Source organism: Gilvibacter sp., assembly GCF_965601605.1.
GTDB lineage: Bacteria > Bacteroidota > Bacteroidia > Flavobacteriales > Flavobacteriaceae > Gilvibacter.
The window spans coordinates 92877-118720 of sequence record NZ_CBFCWJ010000008.1 but is presented as its reverse complement, the minus strand read 5'-3'; the positions used below and the strand labels follow the sequence as shown (position 1 = coordinate 118720).

Genomic DNA, 25844 nt, shown 5'->3' with positions numbered 1-25844 from the left:
TTCATCGAAGTTTTTGACGATGAGGCCAATCAAGTAGAAGGCGTTAATTGGCTGGGACAAGGAACCATTTATCCAGACGTTATTGAAAGCGTATCAGTAAACGGTCCTTCTGTGACCATCAAGTCACACCACAACGTGGGTGGTTTGCCGGACTTTATGAAATTAAAAGTGGTAGAGCCATTGCGCATGTTGTTTAAAGATGAAGTACGTCGGGTAGGATCTCAATTAGAGATCTCTCCAGACATCTTGGGGCGTCACCCGTTCCCGGGACCTGGTTTGGGGATCCGTATTCTGGGCGACATCACCTCAGAAAAAGTACGTATCTTACAAGAAGTAGATCACATCTTTATCGACGGTTTGAAAAAATGGGGTCTCTACGATAAGGTATGGCAAGCAGGAGCAATTCTATTGCCGATACAATCTGTTGGTGTAATGGGGGATGAACGCACCTATGAACAGGTAGTCGCATTGCGCGCTGTAGAATCTACAGACGGAATGACTGCCGATTGGGTGGATTTACCACATGACTTCCTGCAGGAAACTTCCAACAGCATAATAAATCGAGTGAAAGGCGTTAATAGAGTAGTGTATGACATCAGTTCTAAACCGCCAGCAACTATTGAATGGGAATAATGAAAGGAATTAAAATTGGATTTTTGCTGTTCTTTGTAGCCCTCACTACTGCAGCTGCAGCACAGACCAGTTACAAAAGTCACAACGTAAAACAAGGAGAAACGGTTTACAGTATTGCCAAGCAATACGGAGTGACCGAGGAAGCTATTTATCGCTTGAATCCAGATGCGCGTCAAGGCATTCAGGAGAACAATATTTTGATCATTCCATCAGAATCAGATCAAACGAATTACAGCGAACAAGTTGTCGATTTTAAAAGACACCGCGTAAAGCGCAAAGAGACTCTCTTTAGCATTGCGAAGAAATATGCAGTCACGGTAGACGACATTAAAAAGTACAACAAGCGCCTTTATTCTGAAGAGCTTCGAAAAGGCGATAAGATCATGATTCCTGTACTTACACGTACAGTTGTGGTCACAACGGATACCAATACGGGCAATACTGGAAATACAGGAAACCTACCGGACAATACTACCGTTAAGGATACGACCAAAGTTCATACGGTCTTGCCTAAGGAAACCAAATACGGTATCGCTCGCAAGTACGGAATCAGTATTGCAGAGTTAGAAGCTTTAAATCCGCAGATCGGTGACACCTTACAAATGGGAGCCGTATTAAAAGTGCCGCAAAATGAAGTGGTCGCTGATGCAACGGTAGACGATTCCCTCTATGACTTTTACGAGGTACAACCCAAAGAAGGGTTTTACCGTTTAAAGGTGAAGTTCGGATTGACAGAAGATGAGATCGTTGCCTTGAATCCATATGCCAAGGATGGCCTAAAAGCTGGGATGATCCTCAAATTGCCAAAAATGGGTGATGCTGGTACGGAGGCCAGTGCCAACTTAGTCAATCTGGAATATCAGATCTCCAATTACGATACCAAAAAGTTGGTGGTCATGTTGCCTTTTAACTTGACCAAAGTCTCGAGAGACTCTGTAGAAGCTAATGAAGATTTGCTTATCAACAGTCGTACCTTGAATATCGCTCTAGATTTTTACAGCGGAGTTTTAATGGCTGCGGATTTTGCCAAGGACAAAGGACTTTCTGTGGATTTGCAAATACTCGATACGGAGGGCAAATCGTCCAAGGTCAATCAATTGATCTCGCAAGGGAATTTTGATGAAGTAGATGCTGTAATTGGCCCGCTTTTCCAAAAGAACGCAACGAGTGCTAGTAATGCGCTTCGCAGAGCAGATGTGCCCGTGCTTTCTCCTTTGAGTAATCAACAAGCCAACGGCGGCCGTAATTTTTTCAATACGGTACCCTCTGACGCTTTCTTAGAAGCGCGAATGATGGAGTACCTACAAGCCAATAGCGCTGGGAAAAATATGATCATCATCGCAGATGCTAAAAAGGCACGAGAAAAGAATATGCTGCGCAATGCGTTTCCAAACGCCAAGGTGCTTGATCCGCGTGAGGAGCAATTCCTTTATGTGGTGGATATCCAAAATCAGCTGGATCCAATTGCAGACAATTGGGTAATCTTAGCTTCGGATAATCCAGTACTGGTCAGTAATGTGATTGGTCTACTCAACGGACTTCCGCCTGACAAGACGGTGCGTTTGTTTACTTTGGATAAATCCGATGCCTATGAGTTTGAAGATATTCAAAACTCAAATTTGGCCCGTTTGAAGTTTACTTATCCTTCTGTTTATCGCAGTTTTGACTATGACAATCCTGAGGCTTTTGTAACCAGTTATAAAAACAAATACGGAGTATATCCAAACCGTTTTGCTATTCGTGGATTTGACGTGACCTACGATTGTTTATTGCGATTAGGCATGGCAGAATCCCTTTACGACGCTATTGACTTGAATGGAGAGACGCAATACGTAGGCAACAAGTTCTATTATGTTCGCAGCGGAAGCGGATATGCCAACAACGCTGGTTATATCATGATGTACGGAGAGGACCTAAAACTTATCGAAGTAGAATGAGCACAGCTAAAGTGACCTATTTGGGTGGTTTGAGAACCCAAAATCAGCACATAAAATCAGGCGGAGAATATTTTACCGATGCTCCTGTAGACAATCACGGCAAGGGCGAGGCCTTTTCGCCTACAGATACTGTTGCGACAGGCTTGGCAAATTGTATGCTCACCGTTATGGGTATTAAAGCCAATCAAATGGAGGTCAATATGGAAGGCAGTTATGCTGAGGTTACCAAGGTAATGGCCAGTGACCCGCGTCGTATCTCTGAAATTCATGTAGAACTTCATTTACCTGCTGATTTGGACGACAAGGCCAAAACCATCTTGCAACGTACCGGAGAGACCTGTCCCGTGCATTACAGCTTGCATCCAGACATCCGTAAAGTGGTGAATTTTAATTGGGACCTTTAAGAAGAACTCAATAATGAGAGCTGCTCCGCGTTATTGAAGTATGCTTAGATTTTTGTCAATCAGTCTTTGTTTATTGCTTTTTGTTGCTGCGGATACTGCAGAAGAGCGTATTGCTTGGAGTGAATCCTATAAACTTTCTTGGAGTGATTTTAAAGGGACACCTAAAATGGGCAACACCTTTGTGGCTAGTACCAGTTCTGGTTTGTCATTCTCTTATGGATTTAAAACCATCAACGGAGTGCCAACTGATGAATTCACCTTTGAAGTTGCGGCTTATTTCTATCCGCAGAACTCTTGGTATGATCCACAACGCGTAAGCCCAAGAGTATTGCAACACGAACAAACCCATTTTGACATTACCGAATTACACGCACGCATGTTGCGCAAGCGCATTGCGGAGTTTAGTTTTTCCTCAAACATTAAAGACGAGCTAGACGCGCTCTATGATCAAGTAGAACGGGAACGTCGTGAAATGCAATCCCGATATGATCTGGAAACGGATCATTCCGTGATCCGTGACCAAGAAGCTGCGTGGGTGACTCGTGTTCAAGAACTGCTAAAACAATCTGTAGCTTGGAAAGAGTAGATCCGCAAAAAGAGCACCTGGTAGCATTAGCCAACTACAAGATGCCCTTTGGAAAATACAAGGATCGGTATTTGATCGATCTGCCGGAGGCCTATTTGGTTTGGTTTCGTCAAAAAGGATTTCCTGCAGGAAAATTGGGGCGTTATCTAGAGGAAGTCCACGAACTTAAAATTAACGGCCTAGAGTCTTTGGTGCGGAAGTTTATACGCTAGTTTTCGGCAATTGCTTCCTGCTCACGCCACTGTATAATAATTATTCCAAAACGTGCAAAAAGGAATACAATAGCTCCTAAAAAGGTAGGCAGGAAGGTACGCTTAAGACCGCCGGCTACGATATTCATAGTAACGCCATCAATGAATTCAATGGTGTCTAAGGCCTCGATCAGTCCTAAAACTTGACCTAAAATTCCCCAAACCAAAGCAAAGAGCCCTAAAGACTGCAGTAGATTTTTGGATTTTTGACTGTTGCTTTGACTGATATTACCGCGAATACCTAAAATGATCACTGCAATTAACAAAATGGCCAACGGTACCATAAAGAAATAACCGCCTTCTGAAATGATTTTGAACATAATTGTTGTTTTTTAATTGAACTCCTCCAAAACTAATTGTAGCGAGCTCATCATTTTGCTAATTGCGATTACCGCCTTGATTTGCTCCTCTTTTAACCGGAGAAACGCCCTGTTTGGTTTAAGGCCTCAAAGCTGTTAATTAGAAGCTCAATTCGGTAAATCATCGCTAAAAATATGGAATTAAAAACTTTTTACAGAACTTGCCCTCATGGGCAAGATCGCCAATCGTTTCGCTAAGCGGATACTGTTACAAACCCTTTTCTGGTTAGGGGTTTGGTTCTATTTTATGTACTTCTTTAGCTATAGTAGTAACAACAAGGATTACGCCTTTTGGTTCAGTATTTGTCTGATGCCTGTGACCATGATTACTACCTATTTGGTTACTAGTTATTTGATGCCAAAGTACTTAGTGGTTAAAAAGTATGGGCTTTTTGCGCTGTATCTCATCTATACTTTGATCATATCCAGCTATGCCATCATGCTCAGTATTTTTGGTTGTTTTATCATCTTGTCTGACGTAGATATGGACAATGTCCCTCCCTTGAGTCGTAACTTTTGGTTTGTTTTGGCCTTGGTGTATTTGGTGGTTGGCGCGGTCAGTGCCGTGCGTATCATGCAGCTCGGCTATAGGAGCTTGAACAAAGCTCAAGCCTTGGAAAAAGATATGTTGCAAAGAGAGTTGTATGTCAAGGATCAAGAATTGAACTATTTAAAAAAACAGATTCATCCACATTTTTTGTTCAACTCTTTAAATACCATTTATAGCCTTTCTGTGCGTCGGATGGAGAACACTCCAGAGGTGATCCTAAAACTTTCCAATTTGTTGGATTATCTGCTCTATCAGGCCAGTAAACCCTTGACAAGCTTGGAAAGTGAGATTGCTCATTTAAAAGATTATGTTGACTTGGAAAAGGTTCGATTCCGTGATACCTTAGTGGTGGACGTTGATTATCACGCTCCAAAAACTCCAATTTCCTTACCACCAATGTTGCTTTTACCCTTGGTAGAAAATGCTTTTAAACACGGAGTGATGAAGGATGATAAACTCCAGATCAAAATGTCTTGTAGCATGGAAGGGGATGAACTTCGATTTCAAGTGATCAATACTGCTGAAATACCAACGGCCAATTCTGAGGGCGGTATTGGCCTCAATAATTTGCGCAAGCGTTTGCAGCTGCTGTATCCGAAGCGACACCAATTGGAAACGAGCTATAATGAAGGAGTGTACACCGCTGAACTTCATATTGAAGATCCTCAAAACACAAGCAATGAAGAAGTATAAGGTTGTAATAGTAGATGACGAACCCGAGGCTCGAGAGCTTTTGGAACACTATATGGAACATTTACCAGATTGTGAGTTGGTAGGTTGTTGTAAGAATGGTGTTGAAGCGCTGCAGCTGGTCAATAAACATCAAATAGATCTACTTTTTTTGGACATTCAAATGCCAGGTATCTCTGGAGTGGAATTGGCCAAGAGTATCCCTGAAGGTGTTAAAGTGATCTTTACTACGGCGCATCGCGAGTATGCCGTTGAGGGCTTTGAGCTAATGGCCGTAGACTATTTGTTAAAGCCGATTTCATTAGATCGATTTTTAATGGCAGCCTATCGCTTTATCGGTAAACAGGCTCAAGAACCTACATCAAGCTCAGAGGTTTCTTCGGAATCTAAACGAGAATTTATTTTTGTGCGTGCGGATCGAAAAATGATCAAAGTAGCGCTGGATGAAATTAAATATGTGGAGAGTATTCAAGATTATTTGAAGATTCACACCACGGAACAGGCCTTAGTCACTCGTGAAACTATGGCTCAGTTGCAGCAGCAATTGCCTGAGCGTGATTTTTTGAGATGTCATCGGTCGTTTTTAGTGAATATCAGGCATATCGATTCCTATACGCATGAACAAATCACCATCGGCCGCAAATCCATTCCCATCAGCAGAAGTTACAAGGAGCAAACCTTAGAGAAACTGCAATCCATTTAAGTGCTTTAGCAGCTTAAAATCCGCAGTGGGAGAAAGCGTAAAAAACTCCTTGGGATTGGGAATAAAATCTTACCTTTACATCCCGTAGAGTTGTTATACCCACCACAAACATGGACACCACCAAATATATCTTCGTTACGGGCGGAGTTTCATCCTCATTAGGCAAAGGAATCATTGCAGCATCTTTGGCTAAATTACTACAAGCCAGAGGATTTCGAGTCACCATTCAAAAGTTGGATCCCTACATCAATGTAGATCCTGGTACACTAAATCCGTATGAACACGGGGAGTGTTATGTGACTGATGATGGTGCCGAAACTGATCTTGATCTTGGCCATTACGAGCGCTTTTTGAACGTACCGACCTCACAGGATAATAATGTGACTACAGGTCGTATTTATCAAAGCGTAATCCAGAAGGAACGCAAAGGGGAATTCCTTGGGAAAACCGTGCAGGTTATTCCGCACATCACTAATGAGATCAAGGAGCGTGTTCAGATGTTGGGTAAATCTGGCAATTACGATATTGTGATCACAGAGATCGGTGGAACCGTGGGTGATATTGAATCTTTACCCTATATTGAATCCGTGCGTCAATTAAAGTGGGACTTAGGGAAAGAAAACACCTTGGTGGTTCACTTAACCTTGATTCCCTATCTGTCTGCGGCAGGGGAGTTGAAGACTAAGCCTACACAGCATTCTGTAAAGACCTTGATGGAAAGTGGTATCCAAGCGGATATCTTAGTATGTCGCACAGAACACGAGCTTTCAGAAGATCTCAAGCGTAAACTTGCTTTGTTCTGTAATGTGGAGACTGAAGCGGTCATTCAATCCATTGATGCTTCTACTATTTATGACGTTCCCAACCTGATGTTAGAAGAAGGCTTGGATCGCGTCGCTCTGAAAAAATTAAACTTAGATGCTCCCGGCGCTCCAAACTTGGAACGTTGGAACGAATTCTTGAGCAGACACAAAAACCCAAAAGACACCGTACATATTGGTCTTATTGGAAAGTATGTGGAATTGCAAGATTCTTATAAATCTATTTTGGAATCTTTTATTCATGCCGGAGCTGCCAATGAACTGAAGGTGAAAGTACATTCCATTCATTCAGAACATATTACCACAGAAAACGTTGCCGCAAAGATTGAAAACTTAGACGGTATCCTTGTGGCTCCAGGATTTGGAGAGCGCGGAATTGAAGGGAAGATAGAAGCCGTTCGCCTGGCTCGTGAGAATGGCATTCCGTTCTTAGGAATTTGTTTGGGGATGCAGATGGCCGTAATTGAATACGCCAGAAACGTACTGAAATTAGAAGGTGCCAATTCTACAGAAATGAATCCTGACACAGCGCATCCGGTCATTGACCTGATGGAAGCTCAAAAAAGCATAACAGATATGGGCGGTACCATGCGTTTAGGGTCATGGAAATGTGAATTGATTCCGGACAGTATTGCGCATGGAGTTTACGGCGATTCTTTGATAGAAGAGCGTCACAGACACCGATATGAATACAACGATAATTACCGTCAAGCCCTTGAAGATGCTGGGCTAAAGGCAACTGGACTGAATCCGGATACTGGCTTGGTAGAGATCGTGGAATTGCCAACGCATCCGTGGTACGTAGGAGTACAGTACCACCCAGAATACAAGAGTACAGTGGCAAATCCGCATCCTTTGTTTGTTGCCTTTGTAGCTGCTGCTTACAGATATGCTTCAGCTAAAAAAGATGTCAGTATGGCATAAATGCCGCTTACGGCTAAGTAATTGCTATACCACAGACGACCAAAAACTAATTAAACATCCCAAATTGGGAGACACCATATGGAAGAAAAGAAGTTTGACTTAAACTCGTTGATCGGTTTTATCCTGATAGGGATCATCATTATTTATATGCTCTATCAAAATGCGCCAACTGAAGAAGAATTGCAGGAGCGTGCTAAACAAGAGCAAATAGATCAAGAGGAAGAAGAAACCGGTCAGCCTACCCTTGACCTCTCAAATACCCAAGAAGCCATTGTGGCTAACCCGGCGGATTCTGCAGCAACTGCAGTAGCTCAAAACGCCTTGGGTGCCTTTGCTTATTCTGCCGGATTGCCATCGGCAACAGATAAGGTTACCGTTTTTGAGAACGATGTTTTAGAGCTTAAGGTCAGCAATCAAGGAGGTTATATTACAGAAGCGCGACTCAAAGAGTTTGTTACTTACAAGGATGTTCCGGTTTATTTGATCAAAGATGGGAATGCTTCTTTGGATCTGGTATTTAACCATCAGAATAGAACTTTGCATTCCAAGGAATTGTTCTTTGAGCCAACGGTAAGTCAGGAAGGCGACAACAAGGTGCTTTCCATGAAGCTTAAAATTTCACCTACACAGTATTTGGAGTATCGCTATACGCTTAAACCGGGTGATTATATGATGGATTTCTCCGTGCGTACTCAAGGACTTTCCAACGTGATGGATACTTCTAATGATGCGGTGCTGCACTGGGAATTGGCAGGTTACCGTCGCGCAAAGAGTGTGGCCTATGAAAACCGTTATACCGAGCTCATTTGGGAGTATGAAGGCGGTAAAGACGATTACCTTGGGCAACAACAACGCACTACAGACGAGTCCATAGATGTCACCTATGTAGCCTTTAAACAGCACTTTTTCACTTCGATCTTATTGACCGACAAACCTTGGAAAACGGCGAGTTTTGTCAGTGAGAACTTGGTAGAAGATGAAGATATTGACACGCTTTACACCAAGAAATTCAAGGCTGAATTGCCTTTAGCCTACTCTGGTGGAGAGCTCTCTTATGATATGGATTGGTACTACGGACCAACCGATTACAAGATATTAAACGCCTATGACCGCAACCTAGATGAGGTGGTACCACTGGGTTGGGGAATCTTTGGATGGATCAATCGCTATTTGTTCATTCCGCTCTTTGGATTCCTATCATCATTCCTGCCTTACGGTATCTCGATCATTGTGATGACCATTTTGGTTCGATTGGCATTGAGTCCGGTTACTTATAAATCTTATTTGTCTCAGGCAAAGATGAAGGTGTTGCGTCCAGAGATCACCGAGATCAATGAAAAGCACAAGGACAACGCCATGAAGCGTCAGCAAGAGACTATGGCCTTATACCGTAAAGCAGGTGCTAGTCCAATGGCAGGTTGTATTCCGGCCTTGCTGCAATTGCCAGTATTCTATGCCTTGTTCCAGTTTTTCCCGTCGGCTTTTGCACTGCGTCAAAAGAGCTTCTTATGGGCAGAGGATCTTTCTAGCTATGATACGATCTACGAACTGCCGTTCTCCATTCCACTTTATGGAGATCACATCAGTTTGTTCCCGATCCTTGCGTCAATTGCGATCTTTTTCTATATGACCATGACCACGGGACAGACCATGCAACAGCAGCAGCCTGGGATGCCTAACATGAAATTTATCATGTATATCTCGCCGCTATTCATGTTGGTATTCTTCAACAATTATGCGAGTGGTCTTTCATTGTATTACTTCATCTCTAACCTGATTACTATTGGAATCATGTTGGTGATCAAGAATTACATTATTGATGAGGATAAGATCCACGCGAAGATTCAGGAAAACAAAAAGAAGCCTAAGAAACAAAACCGTTTCCAACGCAAGATGTCAGAAATGATGGAGCAGGCTGAGGCACAACAGCAACAGCGCGGAAAGAAGAAATAGCATAACAAATCGTTCAATATTGCGTTTGCTATAAAAAGTGATTCCATGCGAATGAAAGCGATCTATTTTGTCTTAGCAGTATTAGTTTCAGGTTCCCTTTGGGGTCAGGATGCCGTCAATCAGTTTGATGAAGCAGGCAAGCGCCACGGCACTTGGAAAAAGTATTTTCCCAACAGCAAACAGCTGCGCTATCAAGGCACCTTTGAACATGGAAAAGAGGTGGGAATCTTTAAGTTCTATTGTGAGGACTGCGGATCCCAACCCGCACTGGTCAAGGAGTTTGAAGCGGGATCTGATCTGGCTCAGCTCACTTATTACGACAAAGGCGGAAAACCCATCAGTCAAGGCCAAATGCGCGGTAAGATGAAGACCGGAACTTGGACCTATTTCCATAAAGATGGTAAAACGGTCATGACAGAAGAGAACTACGTCAACGATCAATTAGAAGGCCCAATGACGACCTTTTACGCCAATGGCAACAAAACCGAAACCTTGATATACAAACAAGGCAAGAGAGAAGGTGAGAGCCGTTATTACTCGCCAGCCGGAGTAGAGATTAAATTCTTTACTTATGCCAACGATATGCTCAATGGTCCTGTAAAGTACTTTGACGCTAAAGGAAACCTGATCATCAGCGGAAACTATAAGAATGATGCTAAACACGGGCTTTGGCAGTATTTTGAAGGAGGAAAGCTGGTTAAAGAGGAACGATTCCCTAAACCCAACGGGCAGTAGTTATCTGCCGATTTTTCGTATTTTTGCACTCCAGAATTTTTAGAGATGAAACGCGTTGTCGTAGGACTTAGTGGTGGAGTTGATTCCAGTGTAGCAGCCTACTTGCTCAAAGAGCAGGGGTATGAGGTCATTGGTATCTTTATGAAGAATTGGCACGACGATAGTGTGACCATTTCTAATGAATGTCCGTGGTTGGAAGATTCCAACGACGCAATGCTGGTTGCCGATAAGCTGGGAATTCCTTTTCAAACGGTAGATCTGAGTGAGCAATACAAAGAGCGTATTGTAGACTATATGTTCCGCGAATATGAGATGGGCCGCACGCCTAATCCGGATGTGCTTTGCAATAGAGAGATCAAGTTTGATGTCTTTTTAAAGATCGCGATGGATCTCGGTGCCGACTATGTCGCTACGGGTCATTACTGCAGGAAAGGAACGCAAGTAATTGACGGACAAGAGGTTTACTCCTTGCTTTCTGGAGCAGATCCGAATAAGGATCAATCCTATTTCTTGTGTCAGCTATCTCAAGAGCAATTGGCTAAAACGCTCTTCCCTGTTGGAGAACTTCAAAAAGCAGAGGTGCGCAAAATTGCAGCCGAGCAAGATTTGATCACCGCAGAGAAGCGCGATTCTCAAGGCTTATGCTTTATTGGTAAAGTGCGCTTGCCGGACTTTTTACAACAACAATTGGCGCCAAAAGAGGGTCAAATTGTGGAAGTGCCAGCTGATCATCCAGTCTACGAAACGGCGCCTAAAACCGAAGATACCTTGCAGGCTTTGGTTGCAAAGCATGCCTATGAACTTACCGACGGCAAGGTAGTGGGCAATCATCAAGGAGCGCATTATTTTACCAAAGGGCAACGCAAAGGATTGGCTGTTGGTGGAACCAAAGAACCGCTTTTTGTCATTGATACTGATGTGACCAACAACATCATTTATACCGGGCAAGGGAAAGACCATCCAGGACTGTTCCGCAAAGGTTTGTTTGTACAACAACCCGAAGTGCATTGGGTTCGCGAGGATTTGCGTTTGCAGGCCGATCAAAGCCTAGAGGTGATGGCACGCATTCGCTATCGTCAACCGCTTCAAAAGGCCACTTTGCATCAAACTGAGCACGGACTCTATGTTATTTTTGCAGAGGCGCAATCTGCAATTACCGAAGGTCAGTTTGTGGCCTGGTATCATCAAGAGGAGCTGCTTGGAAGCGGCGTTATTTCTTAATTTTAAAAGATTCAAAAGACTCTTTGATCTTATCCCAAGTGGTCATGGTTGGATCAAACTCTGGTGACCATTGCAACGAGACTAGGTAAATGAACTTTTTGCTGCGATGCAAACGATACCAGCGTGAAATTCTAAAGCTGTCGAAGTTACTGTCCTTGATTTTTACGTGTTTCAGTGTATCTCCCGTAGTCCAGAGGATATAATCATCTTCAGCGATCAAGGAATCGATGAACTCCGTGCCTTGGGTTAAGAATTGTTGAAAGAACGAGGCTAACTTGTATTCAAAAATGATCCCTTGATTATCGATTACCCTCGGAAAGGTCCACACTTCTAGTTTAGAATTGAATTGAATTTGACTGATATCGCTAGTTTTATTGACTTGTACGCGCAAGTTTTGTAAGTCCTCGTCGCTTATTGGCTCATCTTCCAATTCACTTAATTTCTTGATAATTTGAAGACGATTTTCCACTTCTTGGGTAGAGCTATTTTCATTCATTTCAATTACTACAGTTTCCCCATGCATTACACTTAAGATATCTGCGTTCACAAAACTTGGACCCAATATGTGGAAAGTCATCATAGACTTATTAAAGGCGTCTTGATCAATATCATTTTGGAGCGTGATCTCAGAAAAGTACTGATGATAATTTAGTTGACGAGGTTCATGCCACTGCTGTCCGGTAGGCAGGTCGAACTCATAGCCCAGCAGGCTGTTCGTGTATTTATTCTTGTCGTCTGTGAGTTGCTCGGTAGCCACAGAATCTGGATCTATTTGTAGTTCTTGATTATTGGAACTAATTGCGGCTACACTGCTGCGTCTATCTTGTGTGCGATCAAAAATTACAGCGCCAATCACAATCAGTAATAATAAAAACATCATGATCGGATAGATCACATATAATTTACTATCCACTGGGGTCTGTGACATAGCCAAAAGGATGATCACCTCTGCAACGAGTACGATCAATGCCATCAGTTTTATCCAATTGCTTATCGAGCCGATTATGGAACTGCGTTTTTCATTTTTACTCATCGTTTGGACTTTTTAGAGGGTTGCGGTTTATGGAATACGATAATGTGAATTATAAAACCTTGAAATATAGCTACATAAAGCCAATTCAATCAACAGGGAAAACCCCCAATTATTTGTATTTTTCTAAGTAGAAAAATCACGCGAAAATGAACAATCCTATCACTTCATTATTCGGAATTAAATACCCACTCATTCAAGGCGGAATGATCTGGAACAGTGGCTGGCGTTTGGCCAGTGCGGTGAGTAATGCTGGGGGTTTAGGCCTTCTTGGAGCGGGGAGTATGTATCCTGAGGTACTGCGCGAACACATTCAGAAGTGCAAGAAAGCCACAGACCTACCTTTTGGAGTGAACGTACCCATGTTATATCCCGATATTGAAGAGATCGTTGGAATCATCATTGAAGAAAAGGTTCCCATTGTCTTTACGTCCGCCGGAAATCCTAAGACCTATACCGCCCGTTTAAAGGAAGCAGGAATTACCGTGGTTCATGTGGTCAGCAGTGTGAAATTTGCACTTAAGGCTCAAGACGCTGGTGTGGATGCTGTGGTTGCCGAAGGCTTTGAGGCTGGAGGGCATAACGGTCGTGAGGAAACTACAACCTTGACTTTGATCCCTATGGTCAAAGAGCATTTAAAGGTCCCGCTCATCGCAGCTGGAGGGATCGCTACTGGTAAAGCCATGTTGGCTGCAATGGTTCTTGGAGCCGATGGCGTGCAACTCGGAAGTCGTTTTGTAGCCTCCGAAGAATCTTCAGCGCATCAATTGTTTAAAGAAGCTGTCGTGGCAGCCAAGGAAGGTGATACGGAGCTTACGCTAAAAGAACTGGCCCCGGTACGCCTGCTCAAGAACAAATTCTATCAAGACGTAAAAGACTTATACAAAACAGGACCTACCGTAGAGGAACTCAAGGAACTGTTAGGACGCGCTCGCGCCAAGCGCGGCATGTTTGAAGGCGATATGGTAGAGGGAGAATTAGAGATCGGACAGATTTCTGGCCTCATACACGAGATAAAACCTGCTGGACAGATCGTTGCAGAAATGATCACGGAGTACGAGAAGGCCAAGTCACAAATCAGTCAGTTGTTCTAATGAGTTCGGTACACATACTTAATGGTGATGCTTTGTTGGAACGATTTCCAGAAGAGATTTCGGGAGATCTTTTAGTCTGTAGAGAATGCCTTATTGACGGGCCTTTGCAGGGAAGGAATCCAGAGACGTTCTTTGCCAACCGAATGGCGTATTTAGATGTATCTTATGATGATCCGGGAGGTGCGTTTTATTTAGAAGCAGTACTGCCTCAGTTTGAATTGATGATGAACATTCCAGAGCAATCCAAGGTGTATTTTTGGTTTGAAGCGGATTTGTTCTGTCAGTTCAACTTTTGGTTTTGCGCTTCACTTATGGATACCAGCTCAGGTTGCGAGTATTATTTGGTGTTGCCCCTAGAGCCGCATCAATACGGTTTTTCAGGATTGAAGAATTCGGAACTTGAATCGCTTCAGCAGAATGCGATTCCCATCTCGGCCCTGCTAATGGCGTCCATTCAAGAGTTGTGGAAGGCTGCGCGGAAAGCTGATAAGAAAAAGGTCAATACCCTTGCCACGATGTTATCTATAGCCATACCTGGTTTGAAGGACTTGCCGTCTTTCTTGCAGCAATTTTATGAAGAGCATTATTTAGAAGTACTTGAAAGACTGATCGCAGATCCAGCTTTGAATGATTTTCCGTCTGTCTTTCGAGCCTTCATGCAACAGGAACCTCAATACGGATTTGGAGATCTGCTTTTAAAAAGATATTATGATCAACTAACCCATCAATCATAAATTCTGTCTCGAATGGATTTTAAGCGAATTCTAAACTTAAAGAGTCTTCTTCTACTAGTGATCATTATGTTGTCCACGCAAGCAAGAGGGCAGGAGTTTCAAAACCTTAAGGCTACCACTACTAGGCCTTATTACGATAAAGTGAAGGCAGATAGCATCACGGCCTTAAAATTTCATTCCAGTCAAAAAGCGGTTTTAATTCGTGCGCAAAAGAGTTATATCTCATTTAATCTTTTCAATGCATCCATGAATCTGGTAGATGATCAAAAGGTCAAAAAGAGCCAGAAGGAAGTCTATTTGGGAGAGTATATTTTAGGCGACCGTGTTATCGCTTTGACCCACTCCTTTGCCGGTCGTGGTTTTAGTACGCTATACGCCTATGTCTATGATGTCAACACCAAAAAACTCGATAAGAAAGAACTAGTCGCGACTCCAATAGATAAGCGATTGGGACTGTTTTCTACCAAGAAGAACTCAGAATTTATTATTGATGATGCGAAAGCCACTTTCAGTATAGTAACCACCTTTAAGCGTAAGGATTTGATCCAATACAGCTTTATAACCTTTGATGCCAATTCTTTGGAGAAGCTTTACTCGCAGGATTTACAAAGACAAGACCTCAGGAATTATGTCATTTTGGACGTACTGCTGAACAAGCAAGGGCAATTAGAGGTTTTCGGTCAGTTTACCGCGGAATCCTTACAAGCCAAAAAATCAGATAACGCTTACTACGTCGTCACTTTAGATGTCATTGATGAAAACGGAATCGTCTCTAGGGAAATTGAGATTGATGAGCCGCTTCCCAACGGAGTCCAACCCATTACTACGGACACTTCCATTTATATGAATACGTTCATAGAGGCAGAGACCGGAGGTGTTAATCAAATTGAGACCTCAGTATTTGATAGAAACAGTTTTACACGCTCTGAGCAATTGGTCTATACCTTTGATCAAAGCGTTTATGAGGCCTTTTTTGGAGCAGAACGTGGTAATCGAAAGAAAAAGAAGAGCAAGGGTTTAGGCGAGTTTAATATTAATTATATAGTACCCGCAGCAGATAAAGGTTATTTTGTCTTGGCCGAGCTGAAAGAAATAATTGTCACCATGTCCGGTGGAGGTGTCAACGGTATGGCCGGTTCTACTACTCGCACAATCTATTCAGACCTCTTAGTGTTTTACATTGATAATAGCGGTAAAGTAGTATGGGCAGATCATGTTGAAAAAGGCGTAGCATCTTCCCCAAGAGCTTACAATGCTTTTATTGAAAATGATCAGCTGAATATCCTAGTCAATGGAGGAAGGAATTACGATACTACCAAGAATGGCGACCCCAACTTAAGGCAAGGTTTCTTAGAGGGCTCGGCCCTATACCGTGTCGTTTATACCTTAGGTGGGACTCAGAAAGTGCAAAAGATCCAGGATAACAAAGACGACTATTACCTACCCAGATATGGCGCCTATGTCAATGGTAAGTTCATCATGATCTCCGATTCGCGCTCCAAGCGTCGCTTTATGTTTTTGGAATAGGACCGTGTTTATTTTGGTAGATTCTTCCCGAATGTGACTTAGGTCACTTTTCAAAACGGTCAAAATCAATACTTTTCACAGATGAATAAGAAGTGGGTCAAACTGTTAATGGTATGCGCTATTTGCCTAGGCATCTTTTACCTCTTGGCCGTACTGATTGAATTTTTCAACAACTAAAATCTCTCGTCATGAAAAAAAACATGGGAAGCCTTGATCGTCTATTGCGTTTTGTTCTTGCAGCTGCTGCAGTAGCCTTGTATTATTTTGATGTAGTTAGTGGAACTTTAGGTATAGCCGTTATGGTTCTAGCCGCGGTATTTTTACTTACCAGCTTTGTAGCCTTTTGTCCACTTTACTTGCCGTTTGGATTAAATACCTGTAAGGTAAAAGAGACCGAGTAGGTCTCACGAAAACGTTCGCGTAGATTCTTTCTTTGTTGCTGCTGCGCAGATAGGGTTGCTGTGCTGAGAATTCCGTAATTTTAAGTGTTAAATATCGGCTTATGCAACAGACCAAAATGGAGCGGTTTGACACCTATGTTAGATCGCGCTACAACGTTTACAACAGTATATTTACCACCCTACCTTTTGATTTGATCACCAACACTGGGGTGTTGTTGCCACTTTTCGCTAAGATCTGTGAGCAGGGTTATGCGCATAAAAAGAACCCTACCGAGATCGTGGCGACGTTTTTTGCGCGCTATGCAGAAGACCTTAACGACAAGCAACGCCTGGATTTACTTTTTAGATTCATTCAATATATTGAACGGCAAGTGGTGCTTTTTGACGCTATTGAGGATGCTGCCTTTCCTGTGATTTACAACCTTGACGGCCGCGGAACCTTGAGAGGTGTTAAAGAAGAAGCCCAGCAAACCTATGCCACGGAAGCTTTAAAGGAATATATGAAAGGCTTTCAGGTACGCACTGTACTAACTGCACACCCTACGCAGTTCTATCCTGGGCAAGTTTTAGGTATCATTACGGATTTGGCCAAGGCTATTGAGCATAATGCCTTAGACGATATTCAAAAATTGTTGGGACAATTGGGCAAGACCCCATTCTTTAAAAAAGAAAAACCCACACCTTATGAGGAGGCCGTACGTCTTATTTGGTACTTAGAGAATGTCTTTTACCCCTCAGTAGCCAATATTTACAAATACATCAATACCCACATCTTTGAAGGGGAGACTTTGGACAACCCCATTGTTTCTGTTGGATTTTGGCCTGGCGGTGATAGAGACGGAAATCCATTTGTCACCACGCAAACAACTCTTGATGTTGCGCAGCGCTTGCGCAGCACACTTTTCAAGAATTATTACCGAGATATGCGTGCGCTCAGACGCAGGTTGACCTTTAAAGGGATAGATGCTCGTACGGCAGAACTGCAGCAGGCCCTTTACGATCATATCTTTTTACCCCATGATCAAGTCACGCTGACTCCTGAATATTTGCTCAGTGAACTCAATGCGATCCGTGCTATTCTCATAGAAGAACATCAAAGTCTTTATTTAGATCAGCTTGATGCCTTTATCGGGAAGGTGCGTTTGTTTGGCTGTCATTTTGCAAGCTTGGATATTCGCCAGGATTCCAGAGTGCATTCGCGGGTTGTAGAAGCTATTGCCACCCAGACTAGCGGAGTGTTGCCAGAGGATTATGCCGCTTTGAGCGATGCGCAAAAAATTGAGGCTCTCGTACAGATCCAAGCACAGGTGGATCCAGAGCAACTCCAAGACGAAATGGCTCAGAAAACACTCGGTGCCATTTATGCCATGAAGACCATCCAAAAAGCCAATGGCGAGGTAGGATGCAGTCGTTATATTATTTCTAACAACGGTTCAGTGCTCAATGTTATGGAAGCCTTTGCGATGTTGTTCATGTGTGATTGGGCAACCCCAACGGTAGATGTAGTTCCCCTTTTTGAAACCATTGATGATCTTGCTATGGCGGATGAGGTCATGGCTACGCTCTACCAACATCCTGATTATTTGGCGCATTTAAAGCGTCGCGGCATGAAACAAACCGTAATGCTGGGCTTTAGCGACGGTACTAAAGACGGAGGTTACCTGATGGCTAATTGGTCTATTTATCGTGCTAAGGAAAATATTACGAGCGTATCCAGACAGCACGGGATCAGTGTTTCTTTCTTTGACGGTCGCGGAGGACCTCCAGCTCGTGGAGGTGGAAAAACGCATCAATTCTATGCTTCTTTGGGCCCAAATATTGAACACAATGTGGTGGAATTGACCATTCAAGGGCAGACCATCAGTTCAAACTTTGGTACCCCAGAGAGTTGCCAATACAATCTAGAACAGCTATTGAGTTCTGGAATCAGCGGAGAGGTCTTTGCTGCAGACAAGAATTTGATCTCTGAGGCAGATAGAGAAACCATGGAGCAATTGGGGCAGCGCAGTTACGAGGCCTATCAAGCGTTTAAAAACCACCCGAGCTTTCTGCCCTATTTGGAACGAATGAGTACGCTCAAGTACTACGCTAAGACCAACATTGGTAGCCGTCCTTCTAAACGAGGAGGAAAATCCGAGCTGGTCTTTAGCGACCTGCGCGCCATTCCGTTTGTAGGGAGTTGGAGTCAACTCAAACAAAACGTTCCTGGATTCTATGGGCTTGGAACGGCTCTTGAGGCCATGAAACAAGAGGGGCAATGGAAGGCAGCGGAATCTCTTTACAAAAACTCAGTTTTCTTTAGAACCTTGGTAGAGAATGCGATGATGAGTATGTCTAAATCCTTCTTCCCGTTAACGGCCTATATGCAAGAAGATCCAGAATTTGGTGCTTTTTGGAAAATGATTTACGAGGAATTTGAGCGCACACGCGATCTGCTTCTTGAGTTAACAGGAATGAAGCAACTCATGGAAGATGCTCCCGTGATGAGAGCTTCCATAGGTATGCGAGAAAAGATCGTTTTACCGCTCTTGACTATTCAGCAGTTTGCGCTGCGGGAAATACAAAATCTCAGAGCTTCTGGAGCCGATGAAAAGGAATTGGCAGTTTTTGAAAAGATGGTTACCCGATCGCTATTTGGTAACATCAATGCGGCTCGTAATTCTGCATAGGAAAATCCCTGAAATCTCCTAAAGTGCTTGTAATGTGGATGAATGACGAGTTATCTTGGTGGTTCTAACGCAAAAACCAACTCGATATGAAAGCTCCCTCTCGCCCCAAAAAAGTATCAACTAAAGGAATTCAATTAACGCCGCTCACCTTAAATAAGAGAGCAAGTGGTAAGAATCAATTTATTACAACCTCTAAAACACTAAAATCCATAGTCGGAGAAATTGCCGGTAAGGTCCCTACTCTGATTAAGCCGTATTTAAAACTTACGGCGGCCAAGACGATAGTTCCCGATAAGGGGCTTATCAGAGCAATCAACTGTTCTCATATTTTTCCTGAGAATCCTAACATAGAGTTCCTCACCGGATCAAATGGCAAATCTGGAACACTCCAACTTGAAATGGTCAACTTGAATTATGGTGATGGTTTCGCGATCAGTTTTGGTGTGTCAACCGGCTTTCCCGGTCAATGGAAGATCTCTTCTAATGAAGCACCGAATACCTTTATCAATATATCACCCATAAATCAGTCTGTAGATATTTTGATCCCTGAGATCAAGAATAAAATTGGCACGCTCCTCATAAACTTAGAACCCGAGTTCACTTATACCGCAAGTTCTTGGTCCTTTAATGAGGTCACGGTTCGTAAATTGAGTTTCTAGCAGGTAGTAACCTATTTTAGAGCATTTTTTTATCCTGTCAAAAGCCAGCCTAAAACCAGTGGTATTGCCGTTGGTTTGGGATTTGGTTGGTTGAATCTGCCTTTATTTTAGTACCTTAGGACATCTTCATTTCACTAACAACCATTCAATTACATGAAGAAATTTTTCCGTTTCCTCGGTCTTGTCTTATTGGTATTGATCGCCATAGTGCTTATAAAGACCTTTAGTTTAGGTTCTAAACAAGTGCCGGCGGGAAGTATTGAAGCTGTTAAAGTTTCTGACGACATCTATCAGAATCTGGCCGAATCGATTACCTATGAAACTATTTCATTCAGTGAGGATACTCCTCCAGATTCCACGGCTTTCTTTGGGTTTCACCGTTTTTTAGAGCGAACATTCCCACGCATTCACAATCAGCTCGAACTTGAAAAGATCAATGATTACAGTCTGTTATATACTTGGCAGGGCAGTGATTCTTCTTTAAAGCCGATGATCTTAATGTCTCATATGGATGTAGTCCCTGTGGATGAGCCTACGCTATCAGATTGGGAGGCTGGCCCTTTTGAAGGAGCCATTACCCAGACCGACATCATTGGACGTGGGACTATGGATGATAAAGGAACCTTGATGGCTGTAATGGAATCCATTGAAAAGATGTTAGAAGAAAACTTTAGCCCCAAACGGACAGTCTATTTAGCTTTTGGTCACGATGAAGAAGTCGGAGGTACCAATGGAGCAAAACAAATCGCAGCTCGTCTAAAAAGCAAAGGAGTGCAAGCAGCCATAACCATTGATGAAGGTGGTTTCCTAGCAGAAGGTCTGGTGCCAGGGATTGAACGCCCTGTTGCCATGATCAATTTGTCTGAAAAGGGTTTCGCTTCCTTTAGACTGATCGTGGAGACCAGTGGCGGTCACAGTTCAGCTCCGTCAGAAGAAAATACTATTGGAATCCTAGCGCAAGCTATTGTTGACCTTGAGGACAATCAGCGTCCGTACAAACTCGTAAACCCAGTTGATTATCAATTGGAATATATGGGGCCAGAATTGCCGTTTTTACAACGGGTGGCCTTTGCCAATCCTTGGCTTTTTAAGAAGCCAATTTTAAAAGCCTTGAATTCACATACCACCACAGCGCCAACTATTATTGAGGGTGGTGTTAAAAACAATGTGATTCCCACTGTGGCGGAAGCGACTGTCAATTTTAGAATCCTTCCTGGAGAGACCATTGAATCTGTTAAAGAACATATTATTGCTACCGTCTCTGACAAGGTGAGAGTGGAATCCGTGGGCTTTTTGACCAATCCATCTCCGGTTTCCAGTGTAGAATCGGAGAACTTTAAAATCCTAGAGCAGACCATACGGGATATCTATCCGAACAGTATCGTAGTGCCTGGTTTAGTCGGAGGAGGTACAGACGCTCGATATTTTTACGATATTTCTGATGATGTCTATCGGTTTTACCCCATCAGACTTGACCCGATCAGCATGACCCGATTTCACGGCATCGATGAGAAGATCAGCAAAGAAAACTATTTAGAGATCCTTACCTTTTCCTACCATATGATCAAAAGATTCAATCAATAAACTAACTATACACGTAATCATGGAACAAAAGAATAACGCAGTAGACCGCCGAAAGTTTATCAAGCAGGCCTCCATGGCTACCCTAGCTTCTGGAGCCTTCTTATCATGGAATACTCCGCCTTTGGAACCGACAGGAAGCAGTTTAAATGACAGGAATATTGTCGGCCCCAAAGATGGCTTCAGTCCACAAGTAGGTACGCTAGTTTCCATGATGAATTGGATGCGCTATGTAATCTTAATGCCTGTTCAAGGAATGAGCACTAAGGATTTGGACTATTTGGTAGACGACAAAGCCAACTCTATTGGCGCGATGCTCTATCATTTGGCTGCCACAGAACGGTTTTACCAAATCCACACTTTTGAGAACCGCGCCTGGGGCGATTGGGACCCCGCAGATGCTGAAGAGTTCGGTGTCGCCATGGGACTCGGTGATGCAGCTAGAGCTAGTATTAAAGGCAATCCGTTGGAGTTTTATATGGAGAAATTAGATCGCGTACGTGAATATTCATTAGCAGAATTGGCCAAACGCGATGACGATTGGTTAATGAGCGTTGATCAGGATTGGCCTTGGGGACCTACCAACAATTACTGCAAGTGGTTCCACGTGGTGGAACACGAATCCAATCACAACGGACAATTTAAGTTTATTAGAAGTCGAATTTCCTAAGAATATCGCTTAGACTATAAGAACATAAATAGAATAACACATGGATACCAACAAACCCCTCAAAAAAGAAGACATCCCTCAGGAAGTATTTGATCTCTATGATGATTATGCCCATGATAAAATAGACCGACGCGGCTTTGTACAGCGCTTGGGGCTGTATGCGGCGGGATCGGTGACTGTTGGCTCGCTCTTGAGCTTTATGGAACCCAACTACCGCAATACCCAAGTGGTTGCCGCAGATGATCCTGACTTGAATTCGGACTATGTAGAGTATGATTCACCCAAGGGTGGGGGAACCATTAGAGGTTTGTTGTCAATTCCTAAAGATGCCGATGAGAAACTGCCCGGTATTGTGGTGGTGCATGAGAACCGCGGATTGAACCCATATATTGAAGATGTCGGGCGTCGTACGGCTAAAGCCAATTTTATAAGTATCGCTCCGGATGCCTTATGGCCACTTGGGGGTTATCCCGGGAATGATGACGACGGTCGGACTATGCAGCGCAAAAGAGATCGGGGGGAAATGCTAGAGGACTTTATTGCCGCTTTCGAATATTTGAAACAGCATCCTAAGTGCAGTGGGAAGATCGGTGTGGTTGGTTTTTGTTTTGGTGGATATATTTCCAATATGATGGCCGTTCGTGTGCCAGACTTGGCAGCAGCCGTGCCATATTACGGCAGACAACCCAGCGATGAGGACGCTGCAAAAGTAAAGGCTCCTTTGTTATTGCAATACGCTGAACTGGATACCCGCGTAAATGCGGGATGGCCTGCCTATGAGGCCGTACTTAAGGGGAACAATATTGAGTACACTGCGCATATGTATCCCGGAGTTAATCACGGCTTTCACAACAACACGACGCCGCGTTATGATGAGCCTGCAGCACAACTTTCTTGGGAACGAACCTTGGCGTTTTTTAACAAGCATTTAAGGGCTTAAAAACACACGCGCTTTCAAGCGTTAAATTCTATCTAAATCGGGCGAATTTTCATAAGAAAACGCCCGATTCTTCGTATCTTTATTTGTCCAAACAAAGGACTACTTTATGGACGATACCCAAACCGTCGTCATAGTGGGTGGAGGCTTTGCCGGCCTGGAGCTCATCAAGCGTTTAAGCAACGACAAACGCTACAAAACCATTCTTGTCGATGCCAATAATTACAACTTTTTTCCTCCGCTGATCTATCAGGTTTCTGCTGGATTTATGGAGCCCTCTGCGATCAGTTATCCGTTTCGGAAAATTCTGCGAAAGCACAAGAATGCACGCTTCCGTTTGGGAGAGTTGCAATCCATCCATCCAGAGGAGAATAAAATACTGCTAAACAATGGAGAGCTGCATTACGATCACTTGGTTCTTGCCACAGGTGCGCAAACCAATTATTTTGGTAATGAAAATATTGCCAAATACAGTTTGCCCATGAAAACCATCAGTGATGCTCTATCGCTGCGCAATGTGATCTTTACGCGTTTGGATCGAGCTACGCGTATGAAAGACCCAGTGCATCGCAAGCGTCACTTGACCTTTGTTATTGCTGGTGCAGGTCCAACAGGAGTAGAGCTTTCGGGTATATTCGCCGAGATGCGAGAGCACATTCTGCAAAAGGATTATCCTGAATTGGCAAAGGAGGACTTAGGAGAGATCTATTTGTTAGATGGGAACGATACGGTCCTAGCGCCGATGTCTTTGGAATCGCAACGCTATACCCACAAGAAATTGGAAGAGCTCGGCGTGCAGATTCGATTGAATACACGTGTGGACGATTTTAAAGATAACGTGGTTTACCTCTCAGATGGATCTACCATCGAATCCATTAATCTGATCTGGGCCGCCGGTGTTTCCGCTAAAACCTTTAAAGGGATACCTGCCCAGGTGCTCGGTCCGGGAAGACGTATGAAGACCAACGGCTTCAATCAAGTAGAGGGCTTTGAAAACATTTTTGCCTTAGGCGATTGCGCCTTCATTGCTGATGACGCTAAATATCCTAAAGGACACCCACAATTGGCGCAGCCCGCTTTGCAACAAGCTAAAAATCTAGCGGCCAACCTCAAGAGACCTAAAGAAAGCTGGAAGCGTTTTGCCTATAAGGATTTGGGGGCTATGGCCATTATTGGACGTAATAAGGCGGTTATGGACACTCCCGGTCAAAAAACAACCTTTAAAGGGTTCTTTGCCTGGCTGATCTGGATCTTCATTCACATTATGGGCTTAGTGAACTTTAAGAACCGTGTCCGTACTTTTTACAATTGGATCGGATATTATATCTATAAAGATCAATACTTCCGCATGATCATAAAACCGCGAGAACGCGAACAGTAGTGTAAAATTCTCGGTCAACTAAACCATTGGTCGTATATGGAGTCCAAGAAGTGTTTACAAAACACAGCTATGGATCCCAAATTGAGACACCTTTTATTGCGCGCGGGCTTTGGAGTACAACCTGAGATGATTGACAAACTGGGTTGGAAGACTCCAGAAGATGCCCTTCCATCACTTTTTAAAACCGATGATTTCTCAATCAACCTTCCCAAAGGCAAGGGATCGGATATGTCCAAAGTGGATAAATCCAAAATCCGAGAGCAGACTGTAGCTATGAATTTGGAGTGGCTCATCGGGATGGCAGAGTCCACCGCTCCACTGCAAGAAAAGATGTGCTTCTTCTGGCACGATCATTTTGGAGTTAAAGCCAAATTGCCTGTTTTAGCTGCCATCCACAACAATACTTTGCGCAAGCATGCCTTGGGCAAGTTTGGAGATCTGCTGCACGCCGTAGCGAAAGATCCGGCTATGCTTTTGTTTCTAAACAATCAGCAGAACAAAAAAACAGCGCCTAATGAAAATTTTGCAAGAGAGCTCTTTGAATTGTTCACCTTAGGAGAGGGACACTATACAGAAACAGATATTAAAGAAGCCGCCCGAGCATTCACCGGTTGGAAAACCGATCGTCAGGGTGCATTTCGATTTGTGCGATTTCAGTATGATTACGGTTCAAAAACTGTCTTTGGGAAACGTAAAAAATTTACAGGCGAAGAAGTGATCGATCTGGTTTTGCAACAGCCGCAAACTGCAAAATTCGTAGTAGATAAGATCGTCAATTTTATAGTCGGACCTCAATTGGATCAGGCTAAGCGGAAGGCCTTGACGGAATCGTTTAGACGCAGTGATTTACATATTGGTCAATTGTTGCAAGAGATCTTCCAATCCAATTGGTTTTATGATACTAAGCATCGCGCTGCACGTATAAAATCCCCCATAGAATTATTAGTAGGTGTCTGTCAGGCTTTTGATCTGAAAAAAGATTCCGGCTTAGGCCTGCTTATGGCCCAACGTTCCTTAGGACAAGTTCTGTTTGCGCCTCCTTCTGTGGCTGGTTGGCCTAGCGAACGCCAATGGATTGATAGTTCCTCCTTGCTTTACCGCCAGAATTTAGGTTTTGCAGTATTGTTGAATCGCACTTTGAAAGGGATTGAAAAAGCCAATTTTGATGCTAAGGTGAAAGGTCTGGATCTTCCTAAAGGCAGTAAACTCTTTAACGGCTCTGCCCGACTATGGCAGGAACTCTCCGTCAGAGCTTGCAGTGAACTATTGTTCGCCCAGCCTCCGAGTCAAGAAATTTTAGATCAGATTGATCGAGCAGCACAATCTGAATCTCAGCCCGAACTCATGCGATTGGCCTTGCTTTTGGCCTTACCTGAATATCAACTCTGTTAATC

23 protein-coding genes and 1 pseudogene are annotated in these 25844 nt (G+C 43.4%); 22 read left to right on the top strand and 2 right to left on the bottom strand.

What is annotated here, in order from left to right:
• From ACSLP7_RS01695 to ACSLP7_RS01675, 5 genes and pseudogenes are all read left to right on the top strand, one after another.
• A pseudogene (locus tag ACSLP7_RS01695) lies at positions 1–633 on the top strand (glutamine-hydrolyzing GMP synthase); the annotation flags it as partial.
• Complete coding sequence (locus ACSLP7_RS01690) at positions 633–2570, top strand: LysM peptidoglycan-binding domain-containing protein (RefSeq protein WP_435577704.1); 1938 nt, start codon at positions 633–635, stop codon at positions 2568–2570. The pseudogene ACSLP7_RS01695 and the gene ACSLP7_RS01690, both read left to right, overlap by 1 nt.
• On the top strand, positions 2567–2974 hold the full coding sequence (locus ACSLP7_RS01685; RefSeq protein WP_435577703.1) for an OsmC family protein: 408 nt from the start codon (positions 2567–2569) through the stop codon (positions 2972–2974). The genes ACSLP7_RS01690 and ACSLP7_RS01685 overlap by 4 nt, the downstream gene beginning before the upstream one ends.
• Before the next feature lie 52 nt (positions 2975–3026).
• Entirely contained in the window at positions 3027–3560 is a 534-nt protein-coding gene (locus tag ACSLP7_RS01680; RefSeq protein ID WP_435577702.1) for a DUF922 domain-containing protein, read from the top strand.
• Positions 3548–3772: a DUF3820 family protein gene (locus ACSLP7_RS01675; protein WP_435577701.1), complete on the top strand. Its 225-nt coding sequence runs from the start codon at positions 3548–3550 to the stop codon at positions 3770–3772. Before ACSLP7_RS01680 ends, ACSLP7_RS01675 begins: the two co-directional genes overlap by 13 nt.
• Here the strand turns inward: ACSLP7_RS01675 and ACSLP7_RS01670 are convergent.
• Positions 3769–4131 (bottom strand): MotA/TolQ/ExbB proton channel family protein, encoded by a 363-nt coding sequence (locus ACSLP7_RS01670; protein ID WP_435577700.1) that lies wholly within the window; start codon positions 4129–4131, stop codon positions 3769–3771. The two genes, ACSLP7_RS01675 and ACSLP7_RS01670, sit on opposite strands and share 4 nt — an antisense overlap.
• Positions 4132–4339: 208 nt before the next feature.
• On the opposite strand from ACSLP7_RS01670, the gene ACSLP7_RS01665 reads away from it, so the two are divergent.
• The 6 genes from ACSLP7_RS01665 (at position 4340) to mnmA (ending at position 11767) form a co-directional block, all read left to right on the top strand.
• Positions 4340–5413, top strand: coding sequence for a sensor histidine kinase (locus ACSLP7_RS01665; protein ID WP_435577699.1), 1074 nt, complete (start codon positions 4340–4342; stop codon positions 5411–5413).
• Entirely contained in the window at positions 5400–6113 is a 714-nt protein-coding gene (locus ACSLP7_RS01660; protein ID WP_435577698.1) for a LytR/AlgR family response regulator transcription factor, read from the top strand. The genes ACSLP7_RS01665 and ACSLP7_RS01660 overlap by 14 nt, the downstream gene beginning before the upstream one ends.
• Before the next feature lie 110 nt (positions 6114–6223).
• Complete coding sequence (locus tag ACSLP7_RS01655; protein ID WP_435577697.1) at positions 6224–7858, top strand: CTP synthase; 1635 nt, start codon at positions 6224–6226, stop codon at positions 7856–7858.
• A gap of 78 nt (positions 7859–7936) precedes the next feature.
• Positions 7937–9811, top strand: a complete 1875-nt coding sequence (yidC, locus tag ACSLP7_RS01650) for a membrane protein insertase YidC (protein ID WP_435577696.1) — start codon at positions 7937–7939, stop codon at positions 9809–9811.
• A gap of 45 nt (positions 9812–9856) precedes the next feature.
• Positions 9857–10546, top strand: a complete 690-nt coding sequence (locus ACSLP7_RS01645) for a toxin-antitoxin system YwqK family antitoxin (RefSeq protein ID WP_435577695.1) — start codon at positions 9857–9859, stop codon at positions 10544–10546.
• A gap of 45 nt (positions 10547–10591) precedes the next feature.
• On the top strand, positions 10592–11767 hold the full coding sequence (gene mnmA / locus ACSLP7_RS01640; RefSeq protein ID WP_435577694.1) for a tRNA 2-thiouridine(34) synthase MnmA: 1176 nt from the start codon (positions 10592–10594) through the stop codon (positions 11765–11767).
• On the opposite strand, the gene ACSLP7_RS01635 is transcribed toward mnmA, so the two are convergent.
• Positions 11757–12800, bottom strand: coding sequence for a hypothetical protein (locus tag ACSLP7_RS01635; RefSeq protein ID WP_435577693.1), 1044 nt, complete (start codon positions 12798–12800; stop codon positions 11757–11759). The two genes, mnmA and ACSLP7_RS01635, sit on opposite strands and share 11 nt — an antisense overlap.
• A gap of 146 nt (positions 12801–12946) precedes the next feature.
• On the opposite strand from ACSLP7_RS01635, the gene ACSLP7_RS01630 reads away from it, so the two are divergent.
• The 11 genes from ACSLP7_RS01630 (at position 12947) to ACSLP7_RS01580 (ending at position 25842) form a co-directional block, all read left to right on the top strand.
• Positions 12947–13891 (top strand): NAD(P)H-dependent flavin oxidoreductase, encoded by a 945-nt coding sequence (locus tag ACSLP7_RS01630; RefSeq protein ID WP_435577692.1) that lies wholly within the window; start codon positions 12947–12949, stop codon positions 13889–13891.
• Positions 13891–14625 carry a hypothetical protein gene (locus tag ACSLP7_RS01625; protein WP_435577691.1) on the top strand — a complete coding sequence of 245 codons (735 nt, stop codon included), beginning with the start codon at positions 13891–13893 and terminating at the stop codon, positions 14623–14625. The genes ACSLP7_RS01630 and ACSLP7_RS01625 overlap by 1 nt, the downstream gene beginning before the upstream one ends.
• A 12-nt stretch (positions 14626–14637) precedes the next feature.
• On the top strand, positions 14638–16152 hold the full coding sequence (locus ACSLP7_RS01620; RefSeq protein WP_435577690.1) for a hypothetical protein: 1515 nt from the start codon (positions 14638–14640) through the stop codon (positions 16150–16152).
• A 188-nt stretch (positions 16153–16340) separates the two neighbouring features.
• Positions 16341–16553, top strand: a complete 213-nt coding sequence (locus ACSLP7_RS01615) for a YgaP family membrane protein (RefSeq protein WP_291182321.1) — start codon at positions 16341–16343, stop codon at positions 16551–16553.
• A gap of 101 nt (positions 16554–16654) precedes the next feature.
• Positions 16655–19222 (top strand): phosphoenolpyruvate carboxylase, encoded by a 2568-nt coding sequence (locus ACSLP7_RS01610; RefSeq protein ID WP_435577689.1) that lies wholly within the window; start codon positions 16655–16657, stop codon positions 19220–19222.
• A gap of 86 nt (positions 19223–19308) precedes the next feature.
• The gene (locus ACSLP7_RS01605; protein WP_435577688.1) at positions 19309–19881 is read left to right on the top strand and encodes a hypothetical protein; all 573 of its coding nucleotides are present in this window, start codon (positions 19309–19311) and stop codon (positions 19879–19881) included.
• Positions 19882–20034: 153 nt separating this feature from the next.
• On the top strand, positions 20035–21465 hold the full coding sequence (locus ACSLP7_RS01600) for a M20 family peptidase (protein ID WP_435577687.1): 1431 nt from the start codon (positions 20035–20037) through the stop codon (positions 21463–21465).
• A gap of 19 nt (positions 21466–21484) precedes the next feature.
• Entirely contained in the window at positions 21485–22132 is a 648-nt protein-coding gene (locus ACSLP7_RS01595) for a DUF664 domain-containing protein (protein ID WP_435577686.1), read from the top strand.
• A 40-nt stretch (positions 22133–22172) separates the two neighbouring features.
• Positions 22173–23072 (top strand): dienelactone hydrolase family protein, encoded by a 900-nt coding sequence (locus tag ACSLP7_RS01590; RefSeq protein ID WP_435577685.1) that lies wholly within the window; start codon positions 22173–22175, stop codon positions 23070–23072.
• Between the two features lie 106 nt (positions 23073–23178).
• Positions 23179–24450, top strand: coding sequence for an NAD(P)/FAD-dependent oxidoreductase (locus ACSLP7_RS01585; protein WP_435577684.1), 1272 nt, complete (start codon positions 23179–23181; stop codon positions 24448–24450).
• A gap of 69 nt (positions 24451–24519) precedes the next feature.
• Positions 24520–25842: a DUF1800 domain-containing protein gene (locus ACSLP7_RS01580; RefSeq protein WP_435577683.1), complete on the top strand. Its 1323-nt coding sequence runs from the start codon at positions 24520–24522 to the stop codon at positions 25840–25842.
• The last annotated feature ends 2 nt before the right edge of the window (positions 25843–25844 follow it).